Annotated in this window: 17 protein-coding genes; 3 read left to right on the top strand and 14 right to left on the bottom strand. The window is 72.7% G+C overall.

The window, feature by feature from the left end:
- The first annotated feature begins 78 nt into the window (after nt 1-78).
- Together OHU74_RS17235 and OHU74_RS17230 are read left to right on the top strand one after the other, a co-directional pair.
- On the top strand, nt 79-933 hold the full coding sequence (locus tag OHU74_RS17235) for a universal stress protein (RefSeq protein ID WP_371616723.1): 855 nt from the start codon (nt 79-81) through the stop codon (nt 931-933).
- Nucleotides 934-1,016: 83 nt separating this feature from the next.
- Nucleotides 1,017-1,292, top strand: a complete 276-nt coding sequence (locus OHU74_RS17230; protein ID WP_371616722.1) for a hypothetical protein — start codon at nt 1,017-1,019, stop codon at nt 1,290-1,292.
- Between the two features lie 101 nt (nt 1,293-1,393).
- Here the strand turns inward: OHU74_RS17230 and OHU74_RS17225 are convergent, their stop codons facing one another.
- Together OHU74_RS17225 and OHU74_RS17220 are read right to left on the bottom strand one after the other, a co-directional pair.
- A complete protein-coding gene (locus tag OHU74_RS17225; RefSeq protein WP_371616721.1) occupies nt 1,394-3,097 on the bottom strand; it encodes an aspartate:alanine exchanger family transporter in 1,704 nt (567 codons plus the stop codon).
- Nucleotides 3,098-3,192: 95 nt separating this feature from the next.
- Entirely contained in the window at nt 3,193-3,819 is a 627-nt protein-coding gene (locus OHU74_RS17220) for a TetR family transcriptional regulator (RefSeq protein WP_371616720.1), read from the bottom strand.
- A gap of 67 nt (nt 3,820-3,886) precedes the next feature.
- Here OHU74_RS17220 and OHU74_RS17215 point away from each other — a divergent pair, with 67 nt between their 5' ends.
- Nucleotides 3,887-4,216 (top strand): hypothetical protein, encoded by a 330-nt coding sequence (locus OHU74_RS17215; RefSeq protein ID WP_371616719.1) that lies wholly within the window; start codon nt 3,887-3,889, stop codon nt 4,214-4,216.
- A gap of 41 nt (nt 4,217-4,257) precedes the next feature.
- Here the strand turns inward: OHU74_RS17215 and OHU74_RS17210 are convergent, their stop codons facing one another.
- From OHU74_RS17210 to OHU74_RS17155, 12 genes are all read right to left on the bottom strand, one after another.
- Nucleotides 4,258-5,586 (bottom strand): ATP-grasp domain-containing protein, encoded by a 1,329-nt coding sequence (locus OHU74_RS17210; RefSeq protein ID WP_371616718.1) that lies wholly within the window; start codon nt 5,584-5,586, stop codon nt 4,258-4,260.
- Complete coding sequence (locus OHU74_RS17205) at nt 5,583-5,894, bottom strand: putative quinol monooxygenase (RefSeq protein WP_371616717.1); 312 nt, start codon at nt 5,892-5,894, stop codon at nt 5,583-5,585. Before OHU74_RS17205 ends, OHU74_RS17210 begins: the two co-directional genes overlap by 4 nt.
- The gene (locus OHU74_RS17200) at nt 5,894-6,901 is read right to left on the bottom strand and encodes an NAD-dependent epimerase/dehydratase family protein (RefSeq protein ID WP_371616716.1); all 1,008 of its coding nucleotides are present in this window, start codon (nt 6,899-6,901) and stop codon (nt 5,894-5,896) included. Before OHU74_RS17200 ends, OHU74_RS17205 begins: the two co-directional genes overlap by 1 nt.
- A gap of 60 nt (nt 6,902-6,961) precedes the next feature.
- A complete protein-coding gene (locus OHU74_RS17195) occupies nt 6,962-8,212 on the bottom strand; it encodes an MFS transporter (RefSeq protein ID WP_371616715.1) in 1,251 nt (416 codons plus the stop codon).
- Complete coding sequence (locus OHU74_RS17190; protein ID WP_371616714.1) at nt 8,209-9,558, bottom strand: hydrolase; 1,350 nt, start codon at nt 9,556-9,558, stop codon at nt 8,209-8,211. The genes OHU74_RS17195 and OHU74_RS17190 overlap by 4 nt, the downstream gene beginning before the upstream one ends.
- Nucleotides 9,555-10,808 carry an ATP-grasp domain-containing protein gene (locus OHU74_RS17185; RefSeq protein WP_371616713.1) on the bottom strand — a complete coding sequence of 418 codons (1,254 nt, stop codon included), beginning with the start codon at nt 10,806-10,808 and terminating at the stop codon, nt 9,555-9,557. The genes OHU74_RS17190 and OHU74_RS17185 overlap by 4 nt, the downstream gene beginning before the upstream one ends.
- 104 nt (nt 10,809-10,912) lie before the next feature.
- Nucleotides 10,913-11,863 carry a transketolase gene (locus tag OHU74_RS17180; RefSeq protein WP_371616712.1) on the bottom strand — a complete coding sequence of 317 codons (951 nt, stop codon included), beginning with the start codon at nt 11,861-11,863 and terminating at the stop codon, nt 10,913-10,915.
- Entirely contained in the window at nt 11,860-12,684 is an 825-nt protein-coding gene (locus tag OHU74_RS17175; RefSeq protein ID WP_371616711.1) for a transketolase, read from the bottom strand. Before OHU74_RS17175 ends, OHU74_RS17180 begins: the two co-directional genes overlap by 4 nt.
- The gene (locus tag OHU74_RS17170; RefSeq protein ID WP_371616710.1) at nt 12,681-14,534 is read right to left on the bottom strand and encodes a M20/M25/M40 family metallo-hydrolase; all 1,854 of its coding nucleotides are present in this window, start codon (nt 14,532-14,534) and stop codon (nt 12,681-12,683) included. The genes OHU74_RS17175 and OHU74_RS17170 overlap by 4 nt, the downstream gene beginning before the upstream one ends.
- Entirely contained in the window at nt 14,531-15,583 is a 1,053-nt protein-coding gene (gene argC / locus OHU74_RS17165) for an N-acetyl-gamma-glutamyl-phosphate reductase (protein ID WP_371616709.1), read from the bottom strand. Before argC ends, OHU74_RS17170 begins: the two co-directional genes overlap by 4 nt.
- The gene (locus OHU74_RS17160) at nt 15,576-16,895 is read right to left on the bottom strand and encodes a DegT/DnrJ/EryC1/StrS family aminotransferase (RefSeq protein ID WP_371616708.1); all 1,320 of its coding nucleotides are present in this window, start codon (nt 16,893-16,895) and stop codon (nt 15,576-15,578) included. Before OHU74_RS17160 ends, argC begins: the two co-directional genes overlap by 8 nt.
- Nucleotides 16,892-17,524: a degT/DnrJ/EryC1/StrS aminotransferase gene (locus OHU74_RS17155; protein ID WP_371616707.1), complete on the bottom strand. Its 633-nt coding sequence runs from the start codon at nt 17,522-17,524 to the stop codon at nt 16,892-16,894. Before OHU74_RS17155 ends, OHU74_RS17160 begins: the two co-directional genes overlap by 4 nt.
- Nucleotides 17,525-17,626: the final 102 nt, after the last annotated feature.

Raw genomic sequence — 17,626 nt, 5'->3', positions numbered from 1 at the left:
GGCGGGAGTAGCGTCGTAGGTGCGACCAGGCGGCGGCCCACTGCATGGGGCCGCGGCACGGAAAGAAGGGTGCCGCCGATGTCCCTCCCGTCCTCCCCCTCCTCCGCGGGCGCTCCGTCCGAGCCGGACGCGCCGTCCCTCCCCTTCCTCGTCGGATTCGACGGATCCGTACGCAGCCTCGCCGCCGCCCGCTGGGCCGCGCGGGAGGCGGTGTCGGCGGGGGCCGCGCTCCGGCTGCTCCACGTCGGCCGTGCCTGGCCCACCATCCAGCCGATCTCCCCCGAGTTCCAGCCCGTGCTCGGCGCGAGCGAGCGGGCCGCCGAAGGCGTGCTGAGCGCCCTCGCCGAGGAACTGCGCGCCCTGCACCCGGGGCTGGCCGTCGAGACGGCCACCGCCGAGGGAGGACCGGCCGGCGAGCTGCCGCGCGCCGCCGCGCACGCCCGGCTGCTCGTCGTCGGAGCCGGCGGACACAACCACCACGTCCCGCTGCTCGGCTCCACCGCGCTGCACGTCGCCGGGCGCAGCGAGATCCCCGTCGTCCTGGTCCGGGAGCCGGCGCCGGCCGCGGAGCGCGGGCAGCGCGGGGTGGTCGTGGGCGTGGACCCGGCCGGCGACTACGAGGCCGTACTCGGCTTCGGGTACGCCTGGGCGGCCGCGCACGGACTGCCGCTGCGCGCCGTGCACGCGGGCCCGGAGCCCTCGCAGTCGCTCGAGGCCGCGGTGGCCAAGGTCTCCGCGGCGTACCCGGAGGTGGCGACCGAGTGCGTCAGCCGTCCCGGGGACCCCGCGCACGTCCTGGTCGACGAGTCCGCGACGGCCGACCTCCTGGTCGTCGGCCGCCGCCACCACCGCCCCCTGCACGGCATGGGCCCCACGGACCACGCGGTGGCCCACTACGCCCGCGGCCCGGTGGCCCTGATCCCGCACGGCTAGGCCGTCGCCTAGGCCCACCAGCAGACGCCCCGCCCGGCCAACCCGCTGACCTCCCGAATCCGGGGCCGTGGCAGGGTGCCCGCATGAGCGTGAGCGAGGGGAGCGATCCCCGGAACCCGGCGGGCATCCGCGTGGGCGACATCTACGAGGACTGTTCGTTCCACCCGGTGCTGTGCACCGACATCGAGGACAACTGCGGGCTCGTGCTCAGCGGTGTCTCGTTGATCGACGGCACGCACCCCCGCTCGTGCGACGCGCGCTACTGCGAACCCGTCCTCATCCGGGCGCAGGACGTCATGGCCATCAAGGGAGACCTGGCGGGCTACGCCGCCCGTCGCCAGGCCGAACGGGCGGCGTAGCCCAGGCCGTCGCCGATCCCGCCTGCCTCGGCGTACGTGCGCAGTCGGGCCAGGGCCAGGGCCTGTCGTCGGTTCTCCAGCACCTCGCGCAGGGCGGGATCTCACCGCCTCAGCAGGACGATCACCGAGCCCCACATCGTCAGCAGGACGTTGCCCAGGGCGTACGGGACCGTCGTGCCCAGGGCCGGGATCTGGCTGCGGGCGCGCTCCGTCAGGGCGCCGAGGGCGGCCGTCGTGGTCTGGGCGCCGGCCAGGGCGCCGAGGAGGATCGGGAGGGGGAGGCGCTGCACGAAGTGGCCGTAGGCGAAGCCGGTCAGGAGGGGGACCGTGGTCACGACCGCGCCCCAGAGCAGCAGCGGCCAGCCCGCCTCGCGCAGGCCGGGGACGAAGCTGGGGCCCGCGTTGAGGCCGACGATGGTGACGAACACGCACAGGCCGAGCGTGCCCATCAGCCACTGCGCCGCCGACGGCAGGTTCCCGTAGGTGGGGTACTTCGCCCGGATCCAGCCGAAGACCAGGCCCATCAGCAGCGCCCCGGTGGAGGTGGACAGCGAGAGCGGGGCGCCGGCCGCGTGCAGGGCGGGGATGCCCAGGCAGCCGCCGAGGAAGAGGCCGAGGGCGATCCACACCATGTCGGTGGCGAAGCTGGTCGGGACCGGCTTGCCCAGTTCCCGCGCGGCCTCGTCCACCAGTCGGTGCGGCCCGGTGAGGACCAGGGTGTCCCCGCGTTCCACGGTGCTGTCGAGCCGCACGCGCAGGTCCGTACCGGCCCGCCAGTGTTCCTCGACGAAGACCCCGGGCATGAAGTCCTCGTGGCGCAGGGTGCGGATCGTGCGGCCGCTGTTGTTGCGGTTCGTGATGACCACGTGCAGGGATTCGGTGCGGTAGGCGAGGAGCTCGAAGTCGTCCGTCTCCATGCCGATGTGCGTGCGCGCGTCGTACGCGACGAGGTCGCCCCGGACCGCGCTGACGGCCAGGACGTCGCCCAGCTCGATCCGGGTGTCCGGGGTGTGGTCGAGGATCTCGCCGGCCCGGCGCAGTCGGGTGATGTAGAGCCGGCGGCCGTGGGCCTTCTGCTCCGCTTCGAACTCGCCGATGGTGCGGCCCGCGAAGGCCGCCACGTCCACGGCGTAGGCGCGCAGCACGTGCTTGTAGTAGCCCTCCCCGGCGTCCGGGTCCGCCTCCGAGGCCTCCAGGTCGGCGGCGAGTACGGCGCTTTCGGCCGCGAGGTCCCTGCGCAGCAGGCGGGGCAGCACCCCGGCGAGGAGCAGGGCGGGCAGGACCGTACCGAGGGGGTACGTGACCGCGTAGGCGACGGCGACCAGGTGGGACTGGTCGGTGGCCGCGGCGGGGCTCATGCCGGGGATGTGGGAGATGGCGTCGGAGCCGACGCCGATGACGGAGGACTGGGTGAGGCCGCCCCCGAGCAGACCGGCGGAGAGGCCCGGACCGTAGCCGGCGAGGGTGGCGAAGGCCCAGGCGGTGGCGAGGCCGGTGACGCAGACGATGAGGGCCAGGACCACTTGGGGGAGGCCGTCCTTGCGCAGGGCGCGGAAGAACTGCGGGCCGACGTCGTAGCCGAGGGCGAAGAGGAACATCAGGAAGAAGACGGATTTGATCGGGCCGTCGATCTCCACCTCGGCCTGGGAGCCGATGACCAGGCCCGCGACGAGGCAGCCGGTGACGGCGCCCAGGGCGATGGACTTGTACCGGATCCGGCCGAGGAGGAAGCCGGCGGCGATGGTCAGGAAGATCAGCAGCTCGGGGTAGGGGCGGAAGATCTCGGTCCTGAGCCACTCCACCATCCGTGCCCCTCCTCCATCCGCGCCACCCGCCGCCCGGCATCCCGCCGCCGACCGCCGCTGCGCCCGGCTGCCGGTCGAGCCCGTTCCGGGAAACGTTATGTGGCGGTATGCCCCTGCGCATGTCCGGAGTCGGCGGACGGGCTCGCCGCCAGCCTGCGGACCAGTCCGACGAGGGCTTCGCGCTGCTCCCCGGGCTGGGCGCCGGCGGTCTCGGGGGCCACCATCCGGACCAGCTGGGGGAGGTTGAACCAGCCGGCGGTCAGGGCGATCACCGCGTACATGAGGTGGCCGGCGGGCACGTCGCCGGTGAGCGCCCCGGCGTCCTGGGCCTCGCCGATGGCGGCGACCTTGCGGGCGTAGTGGCCGGTCCGCTCGTCCTCGGCGGCCACGGCCTCGCCGCGGTGCAGTCCCTCCCAGGCCAGCAGGCGCAGGAAGTGCGGGTTGCGGCGGTGGTAGTCGAAGACCCGGGCGGTGTAGTCGCCCAGGTCGGCCGCGGACTCGCCGGTGAGCGGGACGGCGTCGGCGAGGCGGCTCAGTTCGCATTCGAGGACGGCGCCGAAGAGCGCCTCCTTGTTGCCGAAGTACTGGTAGATCCGCTCCTTGTTGACGCCCGCGCGGGTGGCGATCGCGGCCACCCGGGCCGCCTCCGGGCCCTTGGCCGCGAACTCCTCGATGGCGGCGTCGAGCAGGAGCTTCTTGGTGCGTTCGGTGTCCCAGGCCATGGGGCGACCTTATCGCAATCCCAACCAACCGGTTGGAGTTTGGGTCGGGCCGGGCTATTCTCCAACCGTGCGGTTGGAGAATTTCCACCGCCCGAACTGGGGGAACACCATGTCCGCGAGCACCACCACGTCCACATCCACCACGACCGCCACATCCACCACTCCAGCAGCGCCCGGCGCGCCCTCCGTGCACCGCCGGGCCCTGATCACCTGGCTGGCGATCTACCCCTCCGTCACCGTCGTCCTGGCCCTGGTCGGAGGGGCCACGGCCGGGCTGCCGCTGCCGGTCCGGACGCTGATCCTGACGGCGATCGTCGTCCCGACCGCCGTCTACGTCCTGGTCCCGGCCCTGGTGAAGGCCAATGCCGCACTCGTGGGCCGCCCCCGCCGGGGCTGACGGCGCCGCCGCCGGCCGGGGCTCCGTACGGGCAGGAGCCGCTACGCCTCCGGGCGGACCCGGAAGGTGATCGCGGCGGCCAGTTCCGCGCACCGGGCCACGGCCTCGGCGCGGGTCGGGGCCGTGGCGACGACGTAGCCGTTGTCGCAGGCCAGCAGGGAATCCATGGCGGCCACCCGGTCGCCCGGGTTCTTGGCGACCACCACCGCTTCGGCGGCCTCCCCGAGGCCCTTCAGGAAGGGCACCATGTGCGGGGCCTTCGCGCCCGGCGCGAGGCGGCGTACCGGGATGCCCCGGGCGGCGAACTCCTCCAGGCCCTCGATACCGGTGAGGACTCCCGCGGCCGGGGCCTCCAGGAAGCGGATGGCCGCGCCCCGCAGCGGCTCGGGCGCCGTCTCGGGGAGCTCGTCGATGCCCAGCGGTACGGTCATGAACAGCCGCGCCGGGTCCCAGCCCGTGGAGCGGCGGACCATCTCGGGGATGCCGCTGCCGGACAGCCGGTTGTGGGTCTCCAGCAGGCGCGGTCCCGCCGGGGTGAGCACGTACTCGCTGTGCGAGGGGCCGTCGGTGAGGCCCACGGCGTCGAGGATGTCGGCGTTGAGCCGGTGCAGTTCGGGCAGGAAGGGCGCCGCCAGGTCGCTGGAGACGCTGCACTCCCACTCCACGAAGTGCTCGTTGACGCGGTACTCGCAGATGCCGAGGACGATGTGGCGGCCCTGGTGCGAGAACCCCTCGACACTGACGACCGGCCCCTCCAGATACTCCTCGGCCAGGACGCCGCCGTAGCCGAACTCGGTGATCTCGCGGAAGGCGCGGGCCGCCGCTCCGGCGTCGTCGACCATGTTGATGTGCAGGCTGCCCGCGCCCTTGCCCGGCTTCATCACGATCGGGCCGCCGACCTCGGCCAGGAAGGCGACCGCGTCCTCGGTGTCTCTGATCATCCGGTGGCGTACGGGGCTGAGCCCGTGGCGGTCCAGGGCCTGACGGGTCAGGGACTTGTCCTGGATGATCCGCGAGACCTCGGGCGGGGTGCCGGGCAGGCCGAGCTTCTCGTTGAGCTCGCCCACCGACACGGCCGCCAGCTCGGTGGTGGTGAGGATCCGCTCGAAGGGCTGCTCCTCGTGCAACGGCTGGAGCAGCGCCAGCAGTTCCCCGGCGTCGGTGATGTCACCCGTGAGGACGGTGGAGCAGTGCTCCTCGGCCTCGGCCCGGTCGAACTGGCCCTCGGTGTGGACGAGGACCACGTCGATGCCGAGCTCCCGGGCCCCGTGGACGGGGGCGGGACGGCCGCCGACGACGGCGATGCGGCGCGGGCGCGGAGCGGCGGCGAGGGCGGGGGAGGTGTCGGCGGCGGTGTCGGCGGCGGTCATGCGGAAACTCCTACGGGCTGGCTCTGGACGGGGACGCTGGGGTGAACTTCGCGCTCCACGCGCGGCAGGATCTCGGTGAGGTAGACGTCCTGGATGGCCGGGCCCTCCCCGTGCGCCTCCCAGTGCGCGCGGGTCAGCCAGCGCTCGACCAGGACGAACTGCCTCGGATCGGCCTGGGACTGGTACGCCTCCCAGGCGACGCAGCCGTCCTCGGCGAGGCACATCGGGCGCATCCGGTCGAGGGCTTCGGCGACCGCGGCGATGTTCCCGGGGCCGGTGGTGCGGATGATGACGATGAGGTCGAACATCACTTCTCCTGGACCGCGACGGCGGCGGCAGCGGTGGCAGTGGCGGTGGCGGTGGCAAAGGCGCCGGCCGTAGCGGCGGCGGCGGTACGGGCGAGGGCGGGCAGCCACTCGGAGACCGGGGTGAAGCGGTGGCCGAGCGAGGTGGCCCGCTCGGCGGACATCCCGAAATCGGCCGGGCAGGAGAAGGGCGAGAGGTCCGGGTCGCCCGCCGGGTCCTGCTTCTCGACGACATGGGCGCGCAGCCCGGTCGCCGCCTCCACCGCCGCGCAGACGTCGTACACGTCCGCGGTGTCGGGGGAGGTCACGTTGACCGTCCCGGTCATCGCGGTGGTCGCGGCCCGGGCGAGGAAGGCGGCGGCGTCCTCGGCGTGCACCAGGGAGGTCCGGCCGGGGGCGGCGTGCGCCACGATCGGGAGGCCGCCGCGGACCCGGTCCAGGTGGAAGCCGACGCGCCCGGTGAAGTCCCCCTCGGCGGCCAGTACATGGGCCACCCGGGCGATGACCACCGGCACCCGGGAGGTGGCCAGCAGTGCGGCCTCGGCCTGTCGCTTGCCCTCGCCGTAGTTGGCGCCGACGTAGGCCGGGTCCTCCCACGGCAGCTCGGTGTCGTAGGCGTAGTGCGCCGTGTCGAGCTCTTCCTCGCGGGCGAAGACGCTCATGGCCGGTGCGGGGATCCGCCAGCGGAAGGTGTCCTTGTTGTACACCTCCATGCTGCTGGTCAGAACGAACTTCCCGGCCCGGTCGCCGAAGGCCTCGGCGGCTTCGACGGCGGCCTTCGGGGTGTAGCACATCTGGTGCACCACGGCGTCGAACCGCTCGCCCGTCACCGCCCAGGCCAGCTCGCCGGGGACGTTCAGGTCGGCGACGAGCCGCCGGACCGAGGTGCCGAAGGGGTCGGGGGTGATCCCCCGGTTGACCACGGTGACGCGGTGGCCCGCGTCGAGCAGTCGTTTCACCAGCAGCTTGCCGAAGAACCGGGTGCCGCCGACCACGCAGACATCAGCCATCTGCCGCTGTCCTCATCTTTCTGGGTACGAAGGGGGTGGGGGGAAGGGGATGCGGAGCGACTACTTGGCGGAGACCGCTTCGACGGGCTCCGCGGCCTCCGAGGGCTGGTCGACTTCGGCCTGCGGCGCCGGCTCGTCCCGGCTGACCAGGCAGATGACCGCGCAGCCCGCGGCCACGACCGCGGCCACGTACCAGTTGGCGCCGGGGACGCCCCAGGAGAGGGAGAGGTCGAACAGGGCGCCGGCGAGCAGCGAGCCGACCATGTTCCCGGCGCTGCGGAAGAAGTGCATGGCGCCCATGGCCTTGGCGAGCCGGTCCTCGGGGACACGGCGGGCGACCCAGATGTCGAAGGACGGTACGAAGAGGATCTCGCCGAGCACCACGGTCAGGCAGCCGACGACCACCCAGGCGGCGCCGCGACCCGCACCGAAGGCGACGAAGGCCACGGTCATGCCGGTCAGTCCGACGGCCATGACGGCCCCGGGGCGCAGGTGCTTGATCAGGAACTTGAACAGCGGGTACTGCAGGACGAGGACGCTCAGTCCGGTGATCCAGAAGGGGGTGGAGGGCGCCCACTGGGTGACGTACTCCTGCATGTGCAGCGGGATGCCGACGACGAAGCCGATCGACAGGAACCAGAAGACCGCCGAGAGGATGAAGTAGCGGGTGGCGCCGCGCACTTCGATGCCCTTGAAGACGGCGGTGCTGAAGAGCGGGCGCTTCTCGGGGGCCGGGGCCGAGGGGTCGGGCTTGGGGCCGAAGCCGTCCCGGGGGATGAAGGAGGAGGCGGCCAGGCAGAAGCCGATGAAGATCGCGAAGACGATGGAGAAGAGGGTGCGCAGGTCCACGTCGGTGAGCAGGGCGCCCAGCAGCGAGCCGCCGAACAGGCCCACCTGGGCCGACATCTGGAAGGTGGAGAACGCCTTGGGCCGCTCGTCCTCGGGGTAGGAGACGAGGATGTTCTTCAGGCCGGGGAAGGCCGTTCCCGAGCCGAAGCCGATGAAGAACGCGAGCGCCCCGTAGACGAGCACGCCGCTGCTGAAGCCCATCGCGCCCAGCGCCGTGGCCTCCAGTGCCGTGCCGAGGAAGACCGCGCCGCGGATGCCGACGCGGGCCGCCGTGCCCTCGTAGAAGAAGGTGGCGAGCAGGCGTCCGACGTAGGTCATGCACATCACGACGCCGGCCCAGAAGCCGCTGTCGGTGCCGCTCAGGGAGGCGACGAGGACGGGGAACCAGATGAAGTTCCCGATGTGGGCGAGGAAGATCCCGGCGTTGACGCCGATCAGTGCTCGTCTGCGTTCGGTGGTCACAGCGCGGCCTTTCCCTTGGTGGTGGTGGCGCGGAGATCCGCGATGACCCGTGCGACCGCGGTCCGGTCGACCGGTACTCCGGCCACGACGGTGGCCAGGGGCAGCGCGGAGAGGGGTGTCCCCGCCGCGTGCAGGTTGTAGGTGGCGGCGGCCCCGACGGAGAGGGGGTGGATGCCGGTGGGCGCCCCGCTCATCTCGTCGAAGTAGCGGCGGCCGCCGAGGGTGGCCTGGAGGCGGAGCGGTTCGGCGAGCGCCGGGTCGTCGCCGCGCAGCAGGTCGAGCTCGGAGAGGAAGGAGTAGCCGTGGTAGGCGCCGGTGTTGCCGGCGTCGGTGCCGACCAGGAGGTTGCCCTGCTCCAGGGTGGCCAGGGCGTTGCGGCGCATGTCGGCGAGTGCGGCGGTACGGGTCTCCTGGACCCCGTACTCGATGCCGAAGGGCTGCTCGATGGCCGAGGCGAACTCCCGGTTGTGGGGGTCCTGGGTCTCGGTGAAGCCCTCACGGCCGTACTCGGTGGCGAACTCCTCCCCCGTCATGATCATCGAGCGCAGTCCGGCGAGGGTGGAGACGAAGCGGGCGCCGTCCAGGCGCTTCCAGTCGGCCGCGTCCAGGGTGCGGTCGCGCACCGAGTGGGCGAAGAGCCTGAAGCCGCAGTCGTACGCCCACTGCGTCTCCTGGAGCGTGTTGCAGTCGATGACGGCGGTGATGCCGCGCTCGGCCGCCATCCGGGCGGTGAAGCGCAGCACCTGCTCGGACATCCGGGAGAACCGGACGGGAGAGCCGGGCTGTTCGGTGCCGTCCGTGAACATCACCTTGAGGAAGGTGCCGCCGCGCTCGGCGTTGGAGCGCAGCGCGTGGTCGAGGTCGGCCTCCACGGCGAGCATGTGGACCGGTACGGGGAACTCCACCCCGTGGCCGTAGCGTCCGGCCGCGTCGGTCCTGGCGGTGACCGCGTAGCCGGGGTGGGCGATCTCGGGGAAGGGCCAGGGCGACTGCTGCCGGCCGGCTTCCCAGGCGTCGGCGACGATCGGGAAGCCGAACATGTCCACGATGTGGGTGACCCCGTGGAACAGGTACTGCAGGGCCACGATCCGGGGGTCGTCGGTGCTGTCGTCGAAGTTGGCGGGCAGTGCGACGTGCGCGTGGGTCTCGGTGTATCCGGGCCACAGCTCGTCCTCGCCGCCCCGGCGGGTGCCGGAGGGCTCGATCCGGGTGAAGACCCCGCCCTCGGTGGTGACGTCGAAGAGGGCGGTGGGGTCGAGGGCGGGGACGGCCACGCCCCGCAGGGAGGCGGGCACGGGCGCGAGCGGGCCGTCCGTGACCGTGGTGCTGGTGGCCGGGGAGCTCATCGGGCGACCTCGACCTTCATCCGCAGCTCGATGCTGTCCAGGCCCTCTTCGCAGCGCTTGTTGACCTCGTCGCGGTCGGAGCCGGTGAAGATGATGTGGCCGATCCAGTCGAAGTTGGAGCGGGACAGCCGGGTCACCGGGGTGCCGGGCTTCCGGTAGGCGAGCGCGCTGTGGTAGCCGGGCAGATCGGCCAGCTTGTCGAAGGCGATGGACTCGACCGTGCCGTCGATGGGGGCGCCGAACCAGTGGCCGCCGGCGGTGGTGTCGCCGGGGAAGGCCAGCTCGGGGCGCTCGCCGAGGGCCTGGCGGATGACCTCCAGGTACGGGTCGACGCCGGAGCTGATCTGCATCAGGCTGGGCACGATCCCGCCGATGAGGCGGCCGTTGACCTCGCAGAGCACCGGGCCGTCCGCGCCGAGCAGGAACTCGGTGTGGATGAAGCCGAAGTCCACGCCGAGGCCTTCCAGGACCTGGGTGGTGGCCGCGAAGAGCTCGTCCTGGAGCGGGTGGCCGCGGAAGTAGGTGGCGCCCATCTCGATGAAGTAGGGGAAGCCGCTGAGCGGGCGGTCGGTCAGGCCGAGGTGGACGATCTCGCCGGAGGCCAGGACGCAGGACTCGACCGAGATCAAGTCGCCGGTGACGAACTCCTCGATCAGCAGGTCCGGGATGCGTACGACGCCGCGCCCGTAGTCGGCGACGTCCGCGAGCTCGGCGAGGTAGGCGCGCAGGTCGTCCTCGTCCTTGAGGTGCAGGACGTGCAGGCTGGCCGTGCCGTCGGAGGGCTTGACCACGCAGGGGAAGCCGATCTCGCGGACGGCGGGCTCGATGTCGGCCGGGTCGGCGACGTGGGCGAAGCGCGGCTGGCGCACGCCCTTGCCGTCGAGGGTGAGGCGGGTGAGGTGCTTGTGGCGGGCGTTGCGGGCGCCGTCCACGCTCATGCCCGGCAGGCCCAGGGCCTCGGCCACGGAAGCGGTGTGGACGGTGTGGTACTCGCTGTACGTGGTCACGCCGTGGATCGGCTTGCGCTCGTGCAGCTCGCGGGCCAGGGCGGTCAGCTCGTCGATGGAGAAGGCGGTCTCGCTCTTGATCACCTCGCAGTTGGGGTGGGCGTACGCGGCTTCGGCGAGCGGCGAGGCGGCCAGGTAGAAGTCCGGGTCGACCGAGACCAGGGTGACGTCGTGGCCGAGCTCCAGGGCGTTGGCGATGCCGGCGATCCCGTTCGGATTGCACTCGATCATGAGGATGTGCACGGTGACTCCTGAGTGGTGTGGTGGGTGGGGCCTATGGGGCTACGGGGACTGCGGGGACTGCGGGTGTTGCTCGTGCTGTGAAGTTCTGGTGGGGGGTGGGGGGCTCAGGCCGCGCCGGCCAGTGCCTGGTCTCCCGCCCGGTCCACGGCCGCCAGCACCGCCGGCAGGTCCAGGCCGACCGCGGCCATGACCTCCGCGTGGTCGCCGCCCTGCGAGGGCCAGCTGCGGTTCGCGCTCGCGGCCGTCACCTCGCAGCGGGGCAGCAGCAGCGCGAGGGCCTCGGCGACGCCGCCCTGGGCGCGGTGCTCCTCGACCACGACGAACCGGCGGTGGTGGGCGGCCAGTTCGGCCGCTGCTTGGGTCAGGTGCTCGTGGTCCAGGTACACCAGGTGGGCGTGGGCGGTGCCGGGGGCCGCGAGGCGGGCCTCCATGGCCAGCCGGGTCCCCTCCTCCCCCACCGAGACCAGGCACACGTCCTCGGATCCGGCCCGGAACTCCCAGTTGACCAGCGGGAGTTCCCCCTCGTACGGGCCTTCCGCGGCTGCGGTGTCCAGGGACTCGTAGGCCGCGTTGCGCCCCGTACGGATGTAGTGGGGCTTGCCGGAGCGGACCGCCTCGCGGATCACCGCCCGCATCTCGGCCTCGCCGTAGGGGGCCGCGATGGTCACGCCGGGCACCGAGCGCAGGACCGCGAGGTCCTCCAGGGTGTGGTGGGTGGTGCCGAACCAGGCGCCGGAGACACCCGCGTAGGGGGCCACCACGGTGACTCCGGCGGCGAGGTAGCCCAGGGTGAGCTTGAGGCTCTCCGCCGCACGCAGCGCCGCGAACGGAGCGAAGGTGCTGACGAAGGGCTTGTACCCGGCGGAGGCGAGGCCCGCCGCCATGTCCACCATCGCGCCCTCGGCGATGCCGAGGTTGAAGAAGCGCTCCGGGTGGGCGAGTTGGAAGGCGTGGCCCTTGCCTCCCAGGTCCGCCTCCAGGCAGAGCAGGGCGGGGTCTTCGGCGCCGAGCAGGGCCAGCTCGTCGCGGTAGGCGTCACGGCCCGAGAGGGTCATTTGATCGCTCGCTTCCACTGGTTGGCCCGCCGGGCGTCGATGCTCACGTAGTGCGAGGCGGCCTTTCCTTCCACGGCCGGAACCCCCTTGCCCTTGACGGTGGCCGCGATCACGGCCAGCGGGCGGGTGGCCGAGGAGCGGTCCCCGGCCAGCAGCGCGGTCAGCCCCGCCAGGTCGTGGCCATCGGTCTCCACCACGTCGAACCCGAAGGCGGCGAACCGGCCCGCGAGGTCGGGCAGCGGGGAGATGTCGGCCACCATCCCGTCGTTCTGGCCGCCGTTGCGGTCCACGACCAGGACGAAGTTGCCGAGCCGCTGGGCGGCGGCCACCTGGCAGGTCTCCCAGACCAGGCCCTCCTGGAGCTCGCCATCGCCTGCGACGGCGATGCCGAGCCCCGGGAGAGAGCCGATCCGGCGGGCCATCGCCCAGCCGGCGGCGTACGGCACCCCGTGGCCCAGGCTCCCTGTCGGGAACCGGACTCCGGGGACCTTCGGCCCCGGGTGCCCCGTATAGGGGCTGCCCGCGAGGCCGTACAGCGGCGCCGGGTTCTCCGGCAGGATGCCGCTGACGTAGAGGGCCGCGTAGAGCCCGGCGGCGGCGTGCCCCTTGCTCAGCACGACCTCGGTGCCGTCCCCGGCCGAGGCCCGGTGCAGCGCCGCGATCAGGATGTCGAGCACCGAGAGGCTGCCGCCGAGGTGGCAGCCGCGCGGGCTCGCGGCCATGTCGACGACGAGGCGGCGGGCCTCGGCGGCGCGGGCGGCGAGGACTTCCTGGACCTCGTCCCCGGAGAGCTCGGCCGGTGCGTCGAGTACGGCGGTCATCGACGGCTCCCTTCGGGCAGGGCGAACCAGCGGTTCACCGCGTCGGCGAGGAGCGAGCGCGCGGTGCGGTACTCCATGCCACCGATGCGCTCCTCGTCGGTGTGGTCGAGGGAGGAGTCCCCGGGCCCGTACGCGACCATCTGTACGCCGCGCCAGGTGGTGGCCAGCGTGTTCATGTCGGAGGTGCCCTTCTTGACCACGTACCGGGGCCGGATGCCGGCCTCGGCGAAGGCCCGGTTGAAGACCTTGACGAGGGATCCCGAACGGCCGCCCGCGTGGCCGGGGGTGGCCCGCAGGACCTCGACCGAGACCTCTTCGCCCGCGTGGCCCAGGGCCAGGGTGCGCAGCAGGTCCAGGTCGGCGGCAGGCGGCACCCGGAAGTTGAGGGTTCCGACGGCCCGGTGCCGGTCGCGGCCGGTCTCGCAGGTGATGTCGATGACGGCGGAGAGCGCGTCGGGCGCCTCCTTGAGGACCGATTCGCGGATCGCGCCGAGTACGTCGATCAGCCGGTCGGGCGCGGACGTGGCGTCCATGCCCGCCGAGTGTCCGCTGGAGACGGAGGCGGTCACCTTGAGCTTGAAGAGTCCGAAGTAGCCCAGGGTCAGGGTCTGCGAGCCGCTGGGCTCGCCGATCACCACGGCTTCGGCCGGGTAGTGGTCGCGGGCGTGGAAGGCGCCCTTGGAGGAGGAGATCTCCTCCTCGACCGCGCCGACCACGACGAGCTGTCCGTCCTCGGGGATGTCCGCGTGGGCGAGCACCTCCAGGAAGCCGGCCAGGCTGCCCTTGGCGTCCACGCTGCCGCGGCCCCACAGTTCGTCCTCGCGCCACTCGGTGGTCCAGTGGTGCGGCACTGTGTCGAGGTGGCCGAGGAGCAGCAGCCGCCGGGGGCCGTCGCCGCGGGTGGCGACGAGGTTGCCGACCTCGTCGATCCGGGCCTCCATGCCGCGCTCCCGGCACCATGCGACGAGGAAGGAGGCGAGCTCCTCCTCGTCCCCGGAGACCGAGGGCACCGCGACCACCTTGGTGAGCAGCCCCAGGTCGGCGGCGGGCTCCCGGACCGGCCAGAAGCGGGTCCAGCCGGAGGGGTCGCGCAGGGTGTGCGGCCCGGTGATGGCCACGTCGGCGCTGCCCTTGAGGGCGATCTCCGCCGCGCGGACCTTCTGGCGCATCCGGCCGCCGGCGTAGCGCGCCCCGTCGCCCGGGTAGGCGTCGGTCAGGGTGGAGGCCGGGTCGGCCGGGTCGGTGAGCAGTCCCGCGGTACCGGTGACCAGGCGCAGGTGGTCGGCGCCCAGGGCGTTGGAGAGGACCGCGGCCAGGACGTCGGCGTCCACGTTGAGCGGGGCGCCGCCGTCCCGGTCGGCGACCGGGGCGGACAGCGCGACCACGTCGTAGGTCTCCAGGAGCGCCCGCAGCCGTACGGTGTCGACCTCGTCGGGCACTCCGGCCCGGTGGTCGCGCACCACGATCGGGCGGTCCTCGGCGGAGAGCGCCTTCAGCGGACGGTTGGCCCGTCCGGTCACCAGGCCGCCGCGGGCGGCGACCGAGGTGAAGACGCTGAGTCCGAGCTCCCGCAGGCCCGCCTCGGCGGCCGGCAGGGTGACCCGCTCGTACGCGTCGACCAGGTGCCCCATCTCCTCCGGCGGGCAGTAGCGCACCGTGTCGCCGTTGGCGAGGCGCAGCTGCGGCATGGGCCGGCCGATCGCCTCGTAGTGGCGCTCGATGCCGGTGGCTCCGCCGGTGATCAGGAGCACCCGGGCGCCGCGGGCCACGAGGGCGGCGATCTCCCCGTGGACGGTGCCGCGGTCGAGGGTGGCGCTGCCCGCCTTGACCACGTAGAGGGGCCGGGTCACGGGGACACCGCCGTGGAGGGCAGGCCGGCCGCCTCGTCGAACCCGCAGATCAGGTTCATGGCCTGGACGGCCTGTCCGGCAGCGCCCTTGAGCAGGTTGTCCAGGGCGGCGACCGCGACGACCTGTCCGTCGCGCACGGCCACCGCCACCTCGGCGATGTTCGAGCCGACGACGGCCTTGAGCATCGGGAAGTCCTGCGGCAGTTTCGGCGCCGGGCGGACCCGGACGAACGGCTTGCCCACGTAGGCCTTGGCGTAGGCGCGCTTGACGTCGAGGGGGGTGACCCCCTCGCGCAGGTCGGCGTAGGCGGTGACCATGATGCCGCGCGCCACGTCGAGGCTGTGGGTGGAGAAGCGCAGGTCCATGGCGGCGCCGGTGAACTCGGCGATGACCTGGCGGATCTCCGGAGCGTGCCGGTGGCCGTGCAGCTTGTGGACCCGGAAGTTGCCGCTGCGCTCGGCCGGGGACTCGCTGGAGCCGCGGCCGCCGCCGGAGGAGCCGGTCTTGGCGTCGACGACCACCCGCTCCTCGACCAGCGAGGCGGCGAACAGCGGGTAGAGGGCGTAGACGGTGCTGACGGCCATGCAGCCCGGCAGGCTGATGAAGCGGCTCTCCGGGACCGAGGGGCTCAGCTCCGGGATGTAGTACGCGAATTCCTCGGACGGCGGGTTCGAGGCGGTCTTCGGGTAGTACGAGGCGACCTCGGCCTCGTCGCGGAGCCGGAAGTCGCCGCCGAGGTTGAGGATCCGCTTGGCGTACGGGGAGATCTGCGGCAGCTGCACGGGAAGCGTGCCGGTGGGCAGGCACCCGAAGGCGATGTCGACGGGGTCGATGTCGGCGAGCTGGGCGAGCGGGCGGAACTTGAGCCCCGCGGCCCGGGGGTGGTTGCGCAGTCCGGGGTGGACGCTGCCGATGGTGGCGCCCGCGGAGCGCTCCGCGGAGAGGAACGCGAGCTCGACCCCGGGGTGCTCCAGGAGCAGGCGGATGACTTCGCCGCCGGTGTAGCCGCTGGCGCCGATGACGGCGACGCGGACCTTGTGCTCAGCCAAGACGGGCCGCCTTCTCGTAGGGGCGGCGGTAGTCGCCGGCCTCGACGAGCTTGCGGATGGCGTCCGGGCGGCGGGCGACCTTCCGGAAGGCGTCGGCGTAGCGCAGGATGCGCTCGTACTCCACGGGGGAGCGCAGCTCGCGGCAGAGCACGAGGGTGCTGTCGAGCATGCCCAGGGTGACCGGGAAGTCCTCGGGGCGGTGGTCGCGCACGGCGCCCGGGTTGAGCGAGAACGGGTAGCCGTTGCCGAAGCCGTCGCGGTGCTGGAACGGCAGGTGGCAGGGGATCGGGGTGTTCTGCCACTCGCGGGCCGGTACGCCCTCGGCGACGAGCAGTTCGTGGACCGCTTCCTTGACCGCGTGGACCGGCAGGTCCTCCAGGCCGACGGCCTCCGGGTGCAGGGTGGTGCGGTACATGTTGTAGGCGTGGGTGTGGCCGGCCGGTACGTGCGGCGGGGTGAACAGGCCGGTGTCCTGGAGGACTTCGCCGAGCAGGGTGGCGTTGCGGGCCCGGATCTGGTCGTAGTACGGGAGCCGCTTGAGCTGGCCGGAGCCGAAGGCGGCGGCGACCCAGGACATGCCGTAGTCGATGCCGTGGCGCTCCAGGTAGCGCACGGAGCGCTCGTAGGCCTCCTCGGTGGCGAAGAAGGCGATGCCGCCCTCGCCGCCGAGCGGGAAGTTCTTGTCGGCCATCAGGCTCTGGCCCGCCGCGTCGCCGAAGGAGCCCGCGACCTGCTCGCCGATCTTGGCGGAGTGGGCGTGCGAGGCGTCCTCGACGAGGGCGATGCCGTGGCTGTCGGCCAGGGCGCGCAGCGCGGACACGTCGGCCGGCAGGCCGTGGACGTGTACGGGCATCAGTGCGCGGGTCCGGGGGGTGATCGCGGCGGCGGCCGCGGCCGGGTCCATGCAGTACGTCACCGGGTCGATGTCCACGAACACCGGGACGGCGTGCGCGGCGACGACGGCCTGGGCGGTGGCGATGAAGGTGAACGCCGGGACGATGACCTCGTCACCGGGCTGTACGCCGGCGCCGACGAGGGCCATGTGGAGGCTGGAGGTGCCGCTGGCCGTGGGCAGTGCGTAGTTGGCGCCCACGTACTGGCGGTAGGACTCGGCGAAGTCGGCGACGACCTTCTCCGGGGCCTGGCGCTGCGCGAGCATCAGGTTGAAGACGTCTTCCTTGGTGATGATCGGGAAGAGCGTGCGGCGCAGGGACTTGGGGATCATCGCGTCGCCGCCGAGGGCGGCGAGCTCGGCCTCCAGGTCGGCGGCGGCCGGCAGCGGGAGGGGGGCGGACGGGAAATCAGTGATCATGAACGTGCTCCAGACAGGGCGGCGGGTCGCGCCGAGTGAGTCAGGGCCATCCGTGCGCAGGCGGCGACCAGCGGGCTCAGCCGGTAGTTGAACTGCACTCCGGGCACCAGGGAGTCGTCGGCCTCCTCCTGCGTCCACATGGTCCGCAGGTCGTAGGCGCCGAAGATCTTCAGCCGTTCGGCTCGGGCCCACACCTTCGCGTCGTCGGTCAGGACGGCGGCGGCCGGGCCGAAACCGAGCCCGGTGAGGTCGACGACCAGGGCGGGGGCGGTGGACGCGGCGGCCAGCTCGGGGAGCCGGCCGGCGTTCTCGGCGTCCAGCTCGATCCGGTCGTAGGCGGCGGGCCCGCCGTCGTGGACGACGCCGACGCCGAGCCAGTTCAGGAAGGCCAGCGAGGACTCGTCCTGCTCGGGCAGCGAGATCGTGTCGCCGTGGCCGATGCCCTGGCCGGCGAGGGCCGCGTGGACCGCGCCGGTACGGCTGTTGAGGAGGACGGCCTTGGCGCGTCCGGTCTGCTTGGTCAGCAGTCTTTCGAGGCCGGGTAGTTCCCGGTCGCTCTTCTCGATGCTCATGACCACGCCCGAGGTGAGGACGCGGGTGAGCACCGTAGCGGTGTCGAACAATTCCATGGGGGCTTCTCCGGTATGGACGGTTGCCGGGTGGGCGGGCGCACGCGGGCATGGCGGTGCCTTCGCGGGTGCGGGTTCGGGTGAAGTACGGGCCTGCGGCCC

Origin of the sequence: Streptomyces sp. NBC_00454, from assembly GCF_041434015.1 — a bacterium.
Taxonomy (GTDB): Bacteria; Actinomycetota; Actinomycetes; order Streptomycetales; family Streptomycetaceae; genus Streptomyces.
Note: the sequence above shows the minus strand (reverse complement) of the source record. Positions and strands in the feature narration are given on the sequence as shown.

Coding starts and splice junctions, on each gene's coding strand:
- OHU74_RS17210 (WP_371616718.1), bottom strand. CDS start 5,586: ATGACCGCCGCCGACACCGCCGCCGACACCTCCCCCGCCCTCGCCGCC.
- OHU74_RS17205 (WP_371616717.1), bottom strand. CDS start 5,894: ATGTTCGACCTCATCGTCATCATCCGCACCACCGGCCCCGGGAACATC.
- OHU74_RS17160 (WP_371616708.1), bottom strand. CDS start 16,895: ATGATCACTGATTTCCCGTCCGCCCCCCTCCCGCTGCCGGCCGCCGCC.
- OHU74_RS17200 (WP_371616716.1), bottom strand. CDS start 6,901: ATGGCTGATGTCTGCGTGGTCGGCGGCACCCGGTTCTTCGGCAAGCTG.
- OHU74_RS17175 (WP_371616711.1), bottom strand. CDS start 12,684: ATGACCGCCGTACTCGACGCACCGGCCGAGCTCTCCGGGGACGAGGTC.
- OHU74_RS17230 (WP_371616722.1), top strand. CDS start 1,017: ATGAGCGTGAGCGAGGGGAGCGATCCCCGGAACCCGGCGGGCATCCGC.
- OHU74_RS17190 (WP_371616714.1), bottom strand. CDS start 9,558: ATGAGCTCCCCGGCCACCAGCACCACGGTCACGGACGGCCCGCTCGCG.
- OHU74_RS17155 (WP_371616707.1), bottom strand. CDS start 17,524: ATGGAATTGTTCGACACCGCTACGGTGCTCACCCGCGTCCTCACCTCG.
- OHU74_RS17225 (WP_371616721.1), bottom strand. CDS start 3,097: ATGGTGGAGTGGCTCAGGACCGAGATCTTCCGCCCCTACCCCGAGCTG.
- OHU74_RS17220 (WP_371616720.1), bottom strand. CDS start 3,819: ATGGCCTGGGACACCGAACGCACCAAGAAGCTCCTGCTCGACGCCGCC.
- OHU74_RS17180 (WP_371616712.1), bottom strand. CDS start 11,863: ATGACCCTCTCGGGCCGTGACGCCTACCGCGACGAGCTGGCCCTGCTC.
- OHU74_RS17235 (WP_371616723.1), top strand. CDS start 79: ATGTCCCTCCCGTCCTCCCCCTCCTCCGCGGGCGCTCCGTCCGAGCCG.